12 protein-coding genes are annotated in these 17,012 nt (G+C 34.5%); 2 read left to right on the forward strand and 10 right to left on the reverse strand.

Features of this window, described 5'->3' with window-relative positions:
* Window positions 1-72: 72 nt before the first annotated feature.
* From RYK20_RS03165 to prfA, 3 genes are all read right to left on the reverse strand, one after another.
* Entirely contained in the window at window positions 73-1,299 is a 1,227-nt protein-coding gene (locus RYK20_RS03165) for a metallophosphoesterase (protein WP_314894395.1), read from the reverse strand.
* 872 nt (window positions 1,300-2,171) lie between these two features.
* Window positions 2,172-6,635: a DNA polymerase III subunit alpha gene (gene dnaE, locus RYK20_RS03170; RefSeq protein ID WP_314894396.1), complete on the reverse strand. Its 4,464-nt coding sequence runs from the start codon at window positions 6,633-6,635 to the stop codon at window positions 2,172-2,174.
* Window positions 6,636-6,641: 6 nt separating this feature from the next.
* The gene (prfA, locus tag RYK20_RS03175; protein ID WP_311455901.1) at window positions 6,642-7,715 is read right to left on the reverse strand and encodes a peptide chain release factor 1; all 1,074 of its coding nucleotides are present in this window, start codon (window positions 7,713-7,715) and stop codon (window positions 6,642-6,644) included.
* A 182-nt stretch (window positions 7,716-7,897) separates the two neighbouring features.
* Between prfA and RYK20_RS03180 the strand changes: the two genes are divergently transcribed.
* Together RYK20_RS03180 and mgtE are read left to right on the forward strand one after the other, a co-directional pair.
* Window positions 7,898-8,272 carry a hypothetical protein gene (locus RYK20_RS03180; protein WP_311455902.1) on the forward strand — a complete coding sequence of 125 codons (375 nt, stop codon included), beginning with the start codon at window positions 7,898-7,900 and terminating at the stop codon, window positions 8,270-8,272.
* 142 nt (window positions 8,273-8,414) lie between these two features.
* Window positions 8,415-9,770, forward strand: a complete 1,356-nt coding sequence (gene mgtE / locus RYK20_RS03185) for a magnesium transporter (protein WP_311455904.1) — start codon at window positions 8,415-8,417, stop codon at window positions 9,768-9,770.
* 15 nt (window positions 9,771-9,785) lie between these two features.
* Here the strand turns inward: mgtE and RYK20_RS03190 are convergent, their stop codons facing one another.
* The 7 genes from RYK20_RS03190 to RYK20_RS03220 form a co-directional block, all read right to left on the reverse strand.
* Entirely contained in the window at window positions 9,786-10,991 is a 1,206-nt protein-coding gene (locus tag RYK20_RS03190; RefSeq protein WP_314894397.1) for a porin, read from the reverse strand.
* A gap of 15 nt (window positions 10,992-11,006) precedes the next feature.
* The gene (locus RYK20_RS03195) at window positions 11,007-12,182 is read right to left on the reverse strand and encodes a porin (RefSeq protein ID WP_314894398.1); all 1,176 of its coding nucleotides are present in this window, start codon (window positions 12,180-12,182) and stop codon (window positions 11,007-11,009) included.
* A gap of 70 nt (window positions 12,183-12,252) precedes the next feature.
* A complete protein-coding gene (locus tag RYK20_RS03200) occupies window positions 12,253-13,074 on the reverse strand; it encodes a universal stress protein (protein ID WP_297980365.1) in 822 nt (273 codons plus the stop codon).
* Window positions 13,075-13,257: 183 nt separating this feature from the next.
* On the reverse strand, window positions 13,258-13,674 hold the full coding sequence (locus RYK20_RS03205) for a CBS domain-containing protein (RefSeq protein WP_297980363.1): 417 nt from the start codon (window positions 13,672-13,674) through the stop codon (window positions 13,258-13,260).
* Between the two features lie 133 nt (window positions 13,675-13,807).
* A complete protein-coding gene (locus RYK20_RS03210) occupies window positions 13,808-14,470 on the reverse strand; it encodes a protein-L-isoaspartate(D-aspartate) O-methyltransferase (RefSeq protein WP_314894399.1) in 663 nt (220 codons plus the stop codon).
* 7 nt (window positions 14,471-14,477) lie between these two features.
* Window positions 14,478-15,011: a hypothetical protein gene (locus tag RYK20_RS03215; RefSeq protein ID WP_314894400.1), complete on the reverse strand. Its 534-nt coding sequence runs from the start codon at window positions 15,009-15,011 to the stop codon at window positions 14,478-14,480.
* A gap of 190 nt (window positions 15,012-15,201) precedes the next feature.
* Window positions 15,202-17,012, reverse strand: a 1,811-nt coding sequence (locus RYK20_RS03220; protein ID WP_314894401.1) for an AsmA-like C-terminal region-containing protein, incomplete at its 5' end; no start/stop codon positions are given.

Below are 17,012 nucleotides of genomic sequence, written 5' to 3' on the forward strand. Positions count from 1 at the left end.
TACTTATTTTTTCCGGAAAATTCAAATAAAAATCCTTTTTTTAAAGTATAAAAACTTTTTTATTGAATCCGATTAGTTACCTAATTGAGATTCTTTATGTTTCTTTCTCAGCTCTATAACTGTAATTTCAGGAGGCATCCCTACACGTCCTGGAAAAGCCAAGTATCCAAAACCTCGATTGACATTAATATATCTATTTTTTTCTTGATAAATACCTCCCCAATATTTATAACGCCATCCTGCAGGACTCCACTTAATTATCCCAGGGATTTCTATTCCAAATTGCATTCCGTGAGTATGACCACTTAAAGTTAAATGGATAAATGTAGGATCCTCAATTACTTGATATTGCCAATGAGTAGGATCGTGAGAAAGCAATATCTTAAAATCAGATTTAGGTACTCCTTCCAAAGCTTGCTTAAGATCACCTCTTTGTATAAATCCTTTACCCCAATTCTCTACTCCTAGAACAGCTATTCTTTGTCCCTCCCGTGACACATATGCTGATTCATTATTTAACAACTGAAACCCTACTTCGTGGTGTATTTTCTTGAGTTCCTGTAAGTTTTTTTCCTTTTCTTGTTGGGTGTTCCATTTCACATAATCACCATAATCGTGATTCCCGAGCACTGAATAAATACCATCTTTAGCTTGAAGTTGCTTAAAATGCGATATCCAAGGAAGCATTTCTTCTGCTTTATTATTTACTAAATCACCTGTAAAGAAAATAATATCAGGCTTTTGTGCATTTATCATATCTATCCCATACTGTACTTTTTCAGGATTATCAAAGCTCCCTGAGTGAATATCCGAAATATGTATCAGGCGATAACCCTCAAATGCCTCAGGAAGATCATCAAAATAAAGTGTATGCTTTACTACTCTAAAATCATATTTTCCCTTAAGCATTCCATATAACATTCCAGCAAAAGGAATCGCTGCAATTCCCAAGCCTATAAGGCTCACAAACCTACGCCGAGATGGAATTTTTTTCTCTTTCTTAGTGCGGAAAGGAACTAATAATAACCTAATAAATGTTTCTCCCAGAAAAAAGATAGATATAAGTGTCATAAAAACAAGCCAAGATAGGAATAATCCAAAAGAATATTGCCTATGAGCACTCCATACACCTGCAAATGACTCATTCCAATAATAAAGAAAATAAAAAAAGAAAAAAATTGCAAGAAGATAGTACATATAAGTAAAAATCTTATATTTACCAGCTTTTTTTACTAAAAAAGCACTTAAAAATACCATCAAAACATAAAAGATACACAGATAATTAATAAAATGATGCATTTTTCTACTAATAAATAAAGGCACAAATGTACAATATTTCTGTACAAATGCACCTAAGAATAATCTTTTTTTAACAATTAGTTTCTATCAGACTCCACACTTTACATAAGCTATTGAAAATAAGGATAGTGAAGAGACTATGCTCAAATATTTTTTGAAAACTATAAAAGCTCTATAATAGAAATCCTGTTGTGTATTTTATACATAAAGAGAAAAGTCATTCACTTAATTAAAAAATTATATATCTTATTGAATTTCATATAAATAACAACTTGTAGAAAAATCCTAAGAATACAAATCTTGAATTGGAGCAAATGATTAATGAATTATGGGTATTAAAAGAAAAATGGCGCTCTAGAATGGTATCTATTAAACCACAATGGGGCAACTACTTTTATAAGTAATTGCCCCAAAGGGATTGCGAATCCGCAGAATCGACACTGCAAAACTACAACTTTTATTTTAAACTACCAAATTTTTTTCAATTATTTTTCTACATAGATACCCTAATAGAAAGCTATCACCTCCACCATACGGAAGAAAGGTGTATTTTTGTAGTTACTTCCGAGATAATAGCTTTTGCTCATATTCGTTACACTACTTTAATTAATATTATCCCAAGTGGCAAAATACATATTTTAAAAGTAACCCAGAACAACACCCCTACAGAATAATACTGATAAGGTGTTGTTTGAAGTTACAAAAATACAAATTTTGAAAGTAATTCACAACCCTTTGCACCAATTAAAAAGCAAAATAAGGTTGTCTCAAAAGTTACAAAAATAAAAATTACAAAAACAATTTACAATCTATGATATTAAAAATGAATTATTTAAATTATTAGTGTATATTTCCAAATTATTTACATTTTATTAATCATCTATTCCTATGCTTTCAAACATTTCGTCCTCTATCATCTCTTCTATAGCTGAAGATGCTCTCTCTTCTTCTATATTATTAAGCCAACGAGTTTCATCATTAAGTCTATATATAATATGGGTACTTGACAAAGCATCAAAAAATTCCTTACTTACCTGAATTTTAGAATGATGATTATTCAAAGGTAACTCAATTTCCTTTTCTTGATTTTTACCTATAATGAGAAAATCAATAGGAATATTCCCCTGATATTTTTCAAATATCTCTTTAAAAAACAATAGATTTTCTTTATTCACTTGAGGAATATTCATAGCTACTTGTAACTTTCTAATATCATTTTGTAAAGCATCCTCTAAAGGTCCTATGTATGAGAAATTCATCTTAGGAGAGCTTTTTTGACCATCCTTAGTAGCATATCCCGATGAGATATGCGCTTTGATGAAAATAAATTGATTCCCTGATAAAAAATGGCGGAATTTTAGATATTCCTCTCCAAAAATACGAAACTCAGCCATACCACTATAATCTTCTATAGTAAAAATCCCCCAAGATTTACCTGTTTTCGTTGTTTTTTCTTCTATTTTCACTACCATTCCTCCAAAACGGACTTCCTGATTCTCCAATCCTTCTAATCCATTTGAAAATTCCACAATTTCTTTATTACAAAGATAACTCAGCTGATACTTAAATGTATCTAACGGATGACCTGAAATATAAATACCCACAACTTCTTTCTCTCGCCTGAGTTCCTCCATAGGACTCCAAGGCTCTGTACGGGGCATTTTAGGTTCAGGAATCTGTGTTTCGGGGCTATCTCCAAAGAGACTCAGCTGTATAGACTTTGCACTTTCTTGAGCTTTGGCTCCATAACGAAGAATTTTCTCTAGAAAAATCATATTCTCTGAAGGTTCTTGATGGAAAAACTGAGCCCGATGAACTTCTGGAAAAGAATCAAACCCTCCTGCCAAAACCAGACTTTCAAAAGCTTTCTTATTTGCCGACTTGAGGTCTATACGCTTTACCATATCAAAGACAGACTTATAAGCTCCTGTTTTCCGTGTCTCTACAATCGTATCTACAGCAGCTTTACCTAATCCCTTAACGGCTCCCATCCCAAAGCGTATCGCCCCATCTTTATTTACAGTAAATTTATACTCAGATTCATTCACATCAGGGCTAAGTACCTTGATTCCCATTCGATGACATTCCGAAAGATAGAAGCTAATAGCCTTAATATCATTCATATTATTGGAGAGTACTGCTGCCATATGCTCTGCAGGATAGTTAGCCTTGAGATAAGCTGTTTGGTAAGCTATCCATGCATAACAAGTGGAATGCGATTTGTTAAAAGCATAGCTGGCAAAAGCTTCCCAATCTTTCCAAATTTTCTCTAATATATCAGCAGGATGTCCTTTTTTACCTCCGCCTTCTATAAATTTAGGCTTCATTTCGGCAAGAACATCTGCAAGCTTTTTCCCCATTGCTTTTCTCAGCTTATCAGCTTCACCTTTGGTAAATCCGGCTAATTTCTGAGAGAGAAGCATTACCTGCTCTTGATAGACCGTAATCCCATATGTATCCTTAAGATATTCCTCCATATCTGGCAGATCATAGGTGATAGGCTCTATTCCGTGTTTTCGATGAATAAAACTAGGTATATAGTCCATCGGACCTGGACGATAGAGTGCATTCATAGCGATAAGATCCCCGAAAACAGTAGGCTTGAGTTCTCGCATATGTTTTTGCATACCAGGGGATTCATACTGAAAAATACCTATGGTTTCACCTCGTTGGAAGAGTTCGTAGGTAGGGGTATCATCCAAGGGAATTTGCTCGATATCTATTTCTAAACCATATCTTTTTTGGATTAGAGCAACAGCATCCTTAAGGATAGTAAGTGTTTTGAGCCCTAAGAAGTCCATCTTGAGCAAACCTGCACTTTCCACTACAGAGTTATCGAATTGAGTAATGAAAAGTTCAGAATCCTTTGCTAATGCTACAGGAACAAAATTAGTAATGTCATCGGGTGTAATAATAACTCCACAGGCATGAACTCCCGTATTTCTCACAGAACCTTCCAAAATACGTGCTTGTTGAATAATTTTAGCAGAGAGGTCTGCTCCTTCTGCCATTTTTTTCAGCTGATATACATTGGGTAAATCACTTCCTACTTTTTCTTTTAGCTGTTCATCTGTAAGAGAAAATATTTTCTTTAATGAGAGATTAGGAATAAGTTTGGTTATTTGATTAGCTTCATTCAATGGGAGTTCCAGAACCCTAGCAGTATCCCGTACTGATGATTTGGCAGCCATCGTTCCATAAGTAATAATCTGAGCTACTTGATTGGCTCCATATTTCTCAATGACATAATCCAGCACCTTTCCACGTCCATCATCCTCAAAATCAATATCAATATCGGGCATACTTACACGATCTGGATTGAGGAAACGCTCAAAAAGGAGATCATACTTAATTGGATCAATATTGGTAATTCCCAAGCAATATGCCACTGCTGATCCTGCAGCAGAGCCACGTCCAGGACCTACTGAAACGTCCATATTTCGGGCTGCTGTAATAAAATCCTCTACAATAAGAAAGTATCCTGGGTAACCTGTTTTTTCTATAATGGAAAGTTCAAAATCAATACGTTCACGTATTTCATCAGTAATTTCGTTATATCTTTTTTCTGCTCCTACATAAGTGAGATGTCTTAAATACTTATTTTCTCCTTTTTTTCCGGTAGGATCATCTTCTACTTGGAACTCCTTAGGAATATCAAACTTAGGAAGCAGGATATCACGAGCCAAATCATAAGGCTCTATTTTGTCAATAATTTCCTTAATAGAAAGTATTGCCTGAGGAATATCCTTGAAGAGTTCTTTCATCTGCTCTGCAGATTTAAAATAATACTCTTCATTAGGTAGCCCATAGCGTTGTCCTCTCTCGAATCCTTTAGGTGTGGATTGCTTTTCTCCTTCCTTTACACACAGAAGAATGTCGTGTGCATTGGCATCCTGAGGACTGATATAATAGGTATTATTTGTTGCTACTAGCTTAATATTATGCTTTTTAGCAAGGTTGATAAGCTCCTTATTTGCTCGATCTTCATTCTCTTGATTATGCCGATTGAGTTCTATATAAAAATCATCTTGGAAAAGGTTTTTCCACCACAGAAGAGCCTCTTCTGCATGCCTATTTCCTTGATTTAGAATTTTAGAAGGAATTTCTCCATGGAGGTTTCCTGAAAGAACAATAAGATGTTCCTTATATTGTTCTACAATTTTTTTATCAATACGAGGCACATAATAATAGCCCTTCGTATAAGCAATAGAAGCCATCTTGATAAGATTCTGATATCCTGCTTTATTTTTAGCTAAAAATACTATCTGATAACCATTATCTTTTCTTTTTTTATCTAAGTGATTTTCACAGATATAAAATTCACAGCCTATAATAGGTCTTATCATTTGAGAAAGAGGTTCTCCTTTCTCCTGAGCTTCTGCATTTTTAGCTTTTAGCTTTTTATTATATTTTGATATTTCTTGAATAAAATGAAAGGCTCCCATCATATTTCCGTGATCGGTAAGAGCCACTGCAGGCATATTCCCATTGGCTGCAGCTTTGACCAAATCAGCTATAGAAGCTGTGGATTGTAATACAGAATATTGAGAATGATTATGCAAATGCACAAAAGGTGCTTCCTGTAAGAGAGATAAATTTTCTTGTATTTGTACCTGAGACAGTCCTGTATCCTCCTTTGTTTTTAACTGTTCGGAAGCTTTTTTAAGATTAATATGATGTAAGCCCCAGAGCTTAATTGGAGTAGGATTTTTTTCCTGCACCAATTGAATACTTTCTGGAGAAACTTGTGTTGAAGAGAACCCCTCTCCTCTACGAAGAAGTTCAAAAAAACAACGAGCTGTAGCCTCTACATCGGCAGTCGCATTATGAGCTTCATCAAAAGGAACTCCAAATAAGAATTTATGAAGTTCAGTGAGAGTTGGTAACTTGAACTTCCCTCCTCTCCCACCTGGGATTTTACAGAGTTCTGCTGTAATTTCTGTACAAGTATCCAGTATGGGTAATTCTTGTAACTGAGTATCTACACCATATCGATAGTACTCAGCTCCCATAATGTGAATATCAAAACCTATATTCTGCCCTACTACATATTTGGTTTTGCTAAGAGCTTGTTCAAATTCATTAAATACTTGTGCTATAGGTCCCCCCTCTTGAGTAGCCAATTCTGTAGATATACCGTGTATACGTTCGGCATCATAAGGAATTGTATAACCATCAGGATGGATAAGAAAATCCTTATGCTCTAGGAGCTTTCCTGTAGCATCGTGTAATTGCCAAGCAATCTGTACTGCACGAGGCCAATTCTCACTATCACTGATAGGAGCATTATAATCACGAGGAAGCCCTGTAGTTTCAGTATCAAATATTAAATACATAAGTTTTTAGAAAATATCGCCTTCTTTGAGTTTTTCAGTATTTTCAGCCAATTGAAGTTCATCAATAAGTCGTTGGATATCACCATTAATAATATTTCCTAAATCATAGAGAGTAAGTCCTATTCTATGGTCTGTAACACGCCCTTGTGGATAATTATAAGTTCGTATTTTGGCACTTCTATCCCCGCTGGAAACCATACTTTTTCGTCTAGCTGAGTCTGCTTCCATTTTTTTAGCCAGTTCCATTTCATAAAGGCGAGACCTTAATACTTTAAGAGCTTTATCAAGATTTTTGTGCTGTGATTTTTCATCTTGACAACGTACTTCTATCCCTGTTGGAATATGCTGAAGTTGAATCGCTGAATAAGTAGTATTTACAGATTGCCCGCCTGGTCCTGTAGATGTAGTTCTAATAATTTTAACATCTTCCATATTTAGCTCTACATCAAATTCCTCTGCTTCAGGAAGTACCATCACTGTAGCTGCAGATGTATGTACGCGCCCTTGCGTTTCTGTTTGGGGAACACGTTGAACCCGATGTACTCCAGCTTCAAACTTGAGTGTTCCATATACATCTTCTCCATTAATTTCAAGAATGATTTCCTTAAAACCACCCGAAGTACCCTCATTCATATCCACTACTGAAACACTCCAACCCTTATCCTGACAATATTTATTATACATACGATAAAGATCTCCAGCAAAGATAGAAGCCTCATCTCCTCCTGTTCCTGCGCGAATTTCCATCACAGCATTCTTGCTATCTTCAGGGTCTTTAGGAATCAATAAGTATTTCACTTCTTCTTCTAATTGGGGAAGTTTTTCCTTAGCCTCTTCAAGCTGAAGCTTTGCCATTTCCACCATCTCTGGATCGCTTCCATCTTTGATAATTTCTTCTGCTTCAGTTATATTCCCTGTTACAATAAGATATTCTTCTCGCTTATCCATCAGTTGTTTTAGCTCTTTGTACTCCTTGGTAAGCTGTACATAACGCTTTTGATCTGCAATAATATTAGGCTGAATAATAAGATCAGAAACCTCATCAAATCGTTGTTTTACAATATCTAACCTAGCTAACATAGTATTTCATTTTAAAAGTGCAAAAATAAAATATTTTTGTGAAACTACCATTATCGTAAGGATTTTTAATTTGTTAAATGAAAAGTATGGATAATTTAAAAAATTATATTAACCATATTATTTTTTGTATTTTTACTTTTTATTTGTACTTTTGCGCCATAAATTTTTAAAACTAAATGAAAATGAAAAAGTTTTTTTTATTTCTTGTAGCTCTTCTGAGCATTGTAGCTTGTAGTAAAAGTGATAGTGGTTCTTCTGGTAACAATGGAAGTAATGATGGTACTTACACAGTAAAAGTTGTCAAAAATCCTAATGTAACCCTAAGTAGCATAGCTGTTTCCTATGATGGCTCAACACATCTGTTTGACAACATTAACACACTTCTTAAAAATGACTACACAAAAGAATTCAAAGTAACTCAAGAACACATTTCTATTAGTGTAACAGCAACCTCCAATACACAGACTACATTGATAGTTCAGTTACTAAAAAATGGAAAAGTCATAAAAGAATCCACTGCTAATGGAACCATCTTAGTAGCTTCAATATCAATATAACAAAAACTGCTCCTTCTTCGGAGCAGTTTTTTTATTTCTTTATATTTCTAGCTTTTCCATCTTAACTCTGCGTTCAAATTTATCCTAAAAAACACCTAATAATACTATTTTTTCCTTACCTTTGCCCCCTAAAAATATAAAAATGCAGACATTCAAGCTCACAGAGGATATTATTGATCACATTAGAGAATTAATTACCACTGATCAAAAGCAAGAACTTAAGGAATACCTTGAATCACTTCACTTTGCAGATATAGCCGAAATTACTAGTGAACTAGAACTAGATGAAGCTGCCTATATATTAAGCCTTCTGAATCGAGAAAAAGCCTCTGAAACTCTTACTGAAGTAGATGAAGAGGTACTAGAACATATCTTGGATAATCTCTCCAATGAGGAAATTGCACGTGACTTACAAGAGCTTGATACAGACGATGCAGCTTACTTAATTTCAGAACTTCCAGAAGAAAGACAAACACAGATTCTATCACATCTGGAAGATAAAGAACACGCTCAGGATATCGTTGACTTACTTCGTTATGAAGAAGATACAGCAGGGGGGCTTATGGCAAAAGAGCTGGTTAAGGTTAATGAAAATTGGGGAGTGGATATCTGTATGGAGAAGATACGAGAACAAGCCCAGCACGTTACTCGTGTTCATTCTATCTATGTTGTAGATGATAATGAAGTTCTTAAAGGTCGGTTATCGCTTAAAGACTTACTTACTTCCTCATCAGATGCTCATATAAGGGATATTTATATTCCTAAAGTCGATTTTGTATTCGTATATGATACTTCTGAAGAGGTTGCTCGCGTAATGCAAAAATATAATCTGGAGGCTATTCCTGTAGTAGATAAAATGCATCGGCTTGTAGGACGTATTACTATTGATGATATTGTAGATGTTATCAAGGAAGAGGCTGAACACGACTACCAAATGGCTGCTGGGATTACACAAGATGTAGAGGCTGATGATACTATCTGGAAGCTCACACGGGCACGACTTCCTTGGTTACTGATAGGAATGGTTGGAGGTATAGGGGCGGCTAGTATTATTAATGGATTCCAAGCAGGATTAAACTCTTTTCCTGTATTATTACTATTTATTCCCTTAATACAATCTACTGCTGGAAATGTAGGAGTACAGTCCTCAGCTATTGTTGTACAGGGTTTAGCTAATAATAGTATTGATGGAGCTTTATTTGGAAGACTAATGAAAGAATTTCTTCTAGGGCTTATCAATGGACTAGCTTTAGCTTTCTTAGTACTGATTATGAGTCATTTCATATTTGGGAGTTCTTACAAGGAATCTGCAACTGTATGTATTGCCCTTGTTACAGTAATTATTAATGCTGCTGTGATAGGTACTTTTATCCCATTATTTCTACACAAAAGAGGTGTAGATCCTGCCGTTGCGACAGGACCTTTTATCACCACTAGTAATGATATCCTTGGAATTCTTATTTACTTTATGATAGCTAAAATAATCTTAGGTTTTTAATAAATCAAAGATTATTTATTTCAGGCGAGGAGTTTTAACAGTCAGTACAGGAAGCGTGTAATAAGCTCCTACTGCTACACGATGCAATTGTTCGTAGGGCATTTGTAATTCCTTCGCATACTCTATTCTATTCCCTACATAAGCAAGATAAAAGCGTAAGTCTTGTGTTGTAAAAGGAGCATATTGCCCTGCCAAGAAATAGATATAATTAGTACGCAAATGCTCATTTAGCGTATTTTGGCTTCCTGTTTGCTCCACTCCTAGCTTAGCCGTTACACTCCAATGATCAGTTAACTGATAATCATAACGAGAAACAGCTCCTTTATAAACAATATTCTTACGCATAGTATATCCTCCCTGAGAAAAACCATCATATATGCTTAATAATCTAGAGGAAGTTAATCCAAAATCGGCTCCCATAAGTGAATATATGAGATCCAAATACACTGTATGAGCTCCTGATTTATATTTATTTCCTAATGAAACCGAATGTGTATAATATTTATCGGCAAACTGAGAAATATTATAAGAATATTTTGTTCTAAACTTACCTTCAAAGAAACTACCATTCCAATAAAAATAGGCTCCTAACGGAAGTTTGGATGGAGCAAAAGTATGTGCTACAAACCCATTATTTTGCAAATGTGTATTAAAAGAATTATTCAGAGTATTATGTATCTGAACTCCTATCTTCTGTGTATTACTTAAAGAATAAGCCAATTGGGCTCCTGATAGGAATACATTTGTATACACTCCATTGAGATAATCTGTAAATATATATTCATACAAAGGGTTTATATCTTTTTCAAAAGAACCCATCACAGAAAGTTGCTTTCCTATAGTAGTTTCCCATTGTCTATTTTTTCCAAAACGATAGGTAAGAAAAGCATAGTCCAAAGCCGCTGAAGCATTATCCTCAGATGTAGGGGAAAAAGGACGATTCAAACGAAAACGCACTCGATATGATAAATCTTTATTATAGTCACCTTGAACATTGAGCCTAGCATTATCTATCTGAAAATGAGAAGATGAATTACGTTCTATTGTATGTTTGTCCGAAACGAAACCTCCTCTAAAGTAGAGCTCCACCTTCGTTTTCTCAGCAGAAGAAGGCTCTGTAATAGTATCTTTTGAGGGTTCTGATAATATTTCTCTTCCTAATGCAGTATATTCTACTACAAAAAAAGTAAGAAGAATAAGAAAGATTGTTTTTTTTGACATTTTATATGTTTTAATTTATTTATTAATCTTTAATACAGGCAAATTATAACTTGCTCCCAATACAACCCTATGTAATTGCTTATAAGGAAGAGATAATTCCTTGCTATATTCTATCGTATTTCCTATATAAGCGAAATAAAAACGGAAATCCTGAGTAATAAAAGGTTCATATTGCCCAGAAAGAAAATAAGTATAGTTTGTACGTAGGTGTTTATTTAACTTTTTTTGGCTTCCACTAAGTTCCACTCCCATTTTCGCAGAAACTGACCAATTTTTATTAATCTGATATTCATAACGAGAAACAATTCCTCTATATAATATATCTTTTTCCATTACATAATTATTTTCTGGTAAACCTCTGGAAATACCCATATCTCTGGAAAGGAGCAAGCCGTGATCCACTCCTTGGTGAGCATACATCAGGTCTAAGTAAGCTTTATGATTTCCGATATGTAATTGGTTCCCCAATGAAATCATATGTGTATAATAACCCTCTGCAAACTGAGAAATATTATATGAATAATTCGTATGAAAAGCTCCTGAAAAGAAAGAATTTTGCCAGTACAAATAAGTCCCTATCGGAAGCTTAGAGGGAACAAAACTACCAGATACAAATCCATTACTTTTCAAATAATCTCCAAAGGATTGATTTTGAGTATTATAGAATTGAATACCTACTTTTTGTGTATCCGATACTTTATATCCTAATAGAAATGCTGTGGTAAAGGGATTTATAACATAGTTAATATAATCAGTATAAATATATTCATACAAAGGATGTATATCTAGTTCATAAGAGCCTATCATTACATATTGCTTCCCTACCCTAGCCTCCCATTGCCTCCTATTCCCAAAAGAATAAGTCAAGTAGGCAAAATCCATCCCAAAAGAGGCGTTATCCAATGAAGTAGGTGAAAATGAACGATTTAGCTTAAAACGAATACGATAGGATAAATTCTTATTATAATCTCCTTGAATGTTGAACTGAGCATAATTAATTTGAAATTGAGAGTGAAATGGCTGTTCTTTGCGCTTGCTCGCTTGCAATTCTGCTTGAAAGTAGAAATCTATATTCGTTTTTTTATTTGATGAAGTATCTTCAAGAGAATCCTTCCTCTCCAAAGGATATTCTTGTGCATAAAAAACAATGCTATTAAGCAGAAAAGCTATAAAAGTAATAATTTTTCTCATCAAAAATAAAAAAAGCCAATAGAGCCATCCTTTTTAAGGAGAATAGCTCTATTATTAATTTGTTAAAATATTATAATTTGATAGTCAATACGGGTTTTTCTGAGTGATTTACAATATCTTCGCTGATACTTCCATTGAATATATGCATTAAAGTACTCTGCTTCATAGGGAACATACAAATAAGATCACTCTGATAGTCCTCTGCAAAGTGAATAATTCCTTCTTCTATAGAAAAATCACTATACATATGAATATTATGAGAAAGAATTTCAGAATGTTCCTCTGAGAAATCATTAATAAGCATCTTAATTTCCCTACTTGATAAGAAATGATATGGTGTATTAATATACACAAAATCTATTTTTGCATCTATAAGTTTTGCAAAGGAAGTAGCTTTAAGGAAAGCCTCTGCATATTTTTTAGAAAAATCACAAGCAAAAACGATTTTCTTCACCTGAGAAATGTCTGTTTTATCCTTAATAACTAATACAGGAATAGGAGATGTACGGACTATTTTCTCTGCATTAGAGCCTATAAAAAGCTCTTTAGAACCTGTTGCACCTGTAGAGCCCATTACTATGAAATCTGCTGATTCTTCCTCTAACAAATTCTTTATCGTATTTACCAAAGATGTTGTTTCTACCTTAGTTTTTACAGAAACTCCTTGTGAAATTACTTTCTCTGACAAGTTTTTCATATTCAGAGAAGCATTCCTCATAAAGTAAAGTTCTTCTGGAAATAATGAAGTAGATTCGGTAACAAAACGTACAGGAAGTTCCACACAATGTAATAATAACAAGGTGGCATTATTTTTCTTTGCCAAATCAATAGCTACCTCTACTGCATAGTTAGATTGGTCTGAAAAATCAACGGGGACAAGAATGTTTTTCATTGTATATAAAGTTTAAGAGTTAATTCACCTTTTTGTGCTGTAAAAGTACGATTTTTGAGTTAAAAAAACAAATATTTTAACTTTATTTAATACAATAACTAAAATTGTACTCTTTTCTTTAGAAAAATAGAGAAACTAAAATATTCAAACTTTAGTTTCTCTACTTCATTAATCTTGCCTAAACTAGTATTGTTCTAAAAGATACTTAAGCAAGTCGGTTGTAGTAAGCATCCCTACAAGGCTTCCATTTTCAGTAACAGGTAATGAGTGGAATGTCTGCCCTGCTAATATTTCTGCTGCTTCTTTTATAGTGGTATCAGGAGAAATAGATAGAGGTACCTTAGCCATTACTTGTGGGATGGTGAACATATCATACACAATACTATCCACGTGCTTTTCATCTTCAGAAAGGTCAGCAAAGCTAATACGAAGTAAATCTGTAAGGCTTAATACCCCTATGAGCTTATGACCTTCTACCACAGGAATATGGCGAATATTGTGTTTTTTGAACAATGCCTCTGCCTCATATAATGTCTGAGTGGGAGCAATAGTTATTATGTCCTTGGACATAATTTGGGAAACGGGAACTCTTTGTTTCATACCTTTGTAAGATTATATAGATTATTTTTACATTACAAAGTTAATGAAAAATATTTGAAAAATTACAAAAATTTGATTTTTATTTTCTATTTTTTATTCGTATCTTTGTAAGATTTATTACCCTATATTTGCTCTACCGAGTTCTTGTTTGCACATTCTCTAGCATAGGTACAAAACCAAAAGTTCCGTACTCTTGCTTACTGAACTCTATAGGAGATATTCTATCAAAAACAGTCATTATTTGTTCTCCTTTTCCTATAGGAATCACAAGCCTCCCTCCTACCTTAAGTTGCGCTAAGAGCTCTTTAGGCACCTCTGGAGCTCCTGCAGTTACTAGAATACGATCGTAAGGAGCCTGAGCTGGGTAACCTTTATAACCATCCCCTAAGAGCATTTTTTTAGGTATATAACCAATTCTAGAAAGGAATAATTGTGTCTTTTTAAAAAGTTCTTGCTGACGTTCTATCGTATAAAGCTCTACTCTTAGAGCTACCAATACCGCCGATTGGTAACCGCTTCCAGTACCTATCTCAAGGACTTTCTGCCCTTCTGATACTTGCAATAATTCCGTCTGGAATGCCACTGTATGAGGGCGTGAAATTGTTTGCCCTGCACCTATAGGAAAAGCTATATCCTGATAAGCTTTTTCTTCAAAAATACTATCTAAAAACAAATGTCGAGGAATTGTTCTTATAGCTTGTAATACCCTCTCATCCGAAATAGGATACTGTTCCCTCTCAGTAAGTTGCCGTGCCAGAAGATTTCTCATTCCTTGATGCCTTGCTGTATCTTTCATCTTATAATTACATTAACAAATATAATTCTATCAATAATTTATCTTCTTTTCTCCATTTTATCCAACCCTTTTCTGCTGGATTCTCTTCATTTTTTATCTGTATCCAATCTTTTTTTACTTCTTTTACCTCAAATATAGCTTCTTTATCTCTTATTCTACTATTTACAGATGTTTCTGTTGGCTTTCTATGTAAAGGATTAGTATTCCAATCTAAATTTGAGATTCCTGTTGTTCCTTTTAAAAATTTTTCCCAAGAAAGAAAGATTACTGAGGATTTATCAACATAAAACACCTCATTATTAGCTGACAAAACCTTATAATATAATTGCTGTTCCTCTAAACAAATAAGAAGAAATATACCATAATCAGGCTTAAAAAATATAGGAATCACTTCCTTAGGTGTATAGATACTTTCGGAAAATTTCTTTTTATTATTTATATCTTTATAATAATTTATTTCTTCTGTATTTACCTTTATTATGCCTATCCCTAAGTTTTTTGTTGGATTATAAAACTCTCCTTCAAAAACTCCTTGAGCCATAATAGATGAATATAGAATAATAAACACAAATATAAAGTAAATTCTCATATTTTTTAATTATAAATATATTTTGGAAGAATTATTAGACGTAAAATAGAGTAAAAGAAAAAGAATCATATTTTTTAAGGAAAAAGACGTGTGTTTTATCGAATCACACGTCTTTTCCTCAAGTACAAATTATTTTTTATATTTATTTCTGCTCTTGATTGTTATCCTTTTTCTTAAAAAGTCCATCTAAAAGTCCATTCACAGCTTTTTTAGCTTGATCTTTAGGTGTTTGTTGTTGGGTTTTTGTAGAATCTGCTGGGTTAGTAGAGGTCTTTCCTCCCATAAGCTTACCCAAAGCATCGGTAGCTTTGTTCATCGCCTCCCCTCCTATTTTTTCGGTAATTTTATTAGTTACCTCATTGGTTACTTTATCCATTACTTTGTCTGTAAGTTGGTTGGCTTGTGCTTTAGCTACCTGTAGGGCTAGGTTATTTACCACCTGCTTCATATCGGTAGAAACCTGTGGCTTAGTGAAGTTACCACCCATATTCACATTTACAGGAATATCTCCTAACTTTTGTTGTTCAGTTACTGTCAGTTTGGCAAGTAGAGCAGAAGCCTCCTGTCCAAGCATCTTTGCAGGTACATTGAAGGTGAGTTTGTAGTCCATTGTTTGGTCAAAACCGTGGGTACCTGCTACATTAATAGTACTACCATTCCACTTGATAGCAAAAGGTTTCACCACTACACGACCCTTTTCAAAAGTTACATTAGCCTTGATATCCTTTAGGTTAAGCTTGGAAAGATTCAACTGATTGAATTGAGAATCCAAAGCAGAAACTAAAGGAGAAGTTTCTTTCACATGGCTATCCAATAATGATGCAGAGAGGCTTCCTGAGAGTGAATTAATATCAGGAGTCATTTCAGGAGTGAGCTTTCCTGTTACATTGATCTTAGAGCTAAAGAATCCCTCTACTACTTTAGCGATAGGCATGATTTTCTTAAGCATCTCTATCTGAGAGAAAGACTCCGTAACATTGAGCTTGGTCATATCCAAATCTACAGCAAAAGTGGAGGTATCTCCCTTGGTGGATACACTTCCTGTAACGGCTGTTTTTCCTCCAAAAATATTGGTCTGCAAGTTCTGTAGGCTTACTTTTTCATCCTTGATAATAAGCTTACCTGAGACATTGGTAAGATTGAGTTTATCATAAAGAACACTCTTAGCCTTAGCATCCAAAGTACAATCTAAGAAAGCAGGAATTTTGATAGAAGCTCCTGCGGTAGAGGTGTTTGTAGTGGCAGGCTTAGTCTCAGCGGGTTTTTCTTCCTCTTGCTTAGGGGTTTCCGCTGGTGCATCGGTTTGCATAAAATCACCCACATCTATATGGTTGGAAGCCAAGGAGAAGTTCCCTTTAAGTACTTCATTGCGCAAGGTAAAGCCATAGAAGTTTTCCAAGGTTCCCTTGATATTAAAGTCGGTCTTACCTGTCTTAGCATCCAGTTCAGTAAGCTCTATCTTAGCATTATTAAAGGAAAGTCCTGCCTTGTTGATATGGAAAGGTTGCAGAAATCCTACTCCTGAATATACAAATTTTTCTAAGGAAGCATGTCCCGAATTTCGAATACGTTCGTAGGCTTGTTTTTCTACTGATGCCATATCAAAAGCTGTAGTAATATCTGCCTTAAGAATCCCTTTAAGGTCTAAATCCATTTTTACAGGATAAGCTTTTTGGATATTCTCCAAATTGATAGTTCCTTTAAGGTCTGCATCCACAAGCATATTCCCTGTAAGGTTCCTCAAAAGGGCTTTTACCGAGAAAGCATCTTGGTCTATCGTGAAAGCAAAGCGATTGATATTCACATAAGTGTCTTCCAGTTTCTCGGTATCATTGCCTATCTTGACATCTATATCAATATTCTTAACCGATTTAGGCAGAGACGGATACTTGAAAGATGCATTATTGGAGAGCATACGAATATCCAACTTAGGAATAGTCGTAGGGGTGTATT

The sequence above is a fragment of the uncultured Capnocytophaga sp. genome (assembly GCF_963525585.1).
GTDB lineage: Bacteria > Bacteroidota > Bacteroidia > Flavobacteriales > Flavobacteriaceae > Capnocytophaga.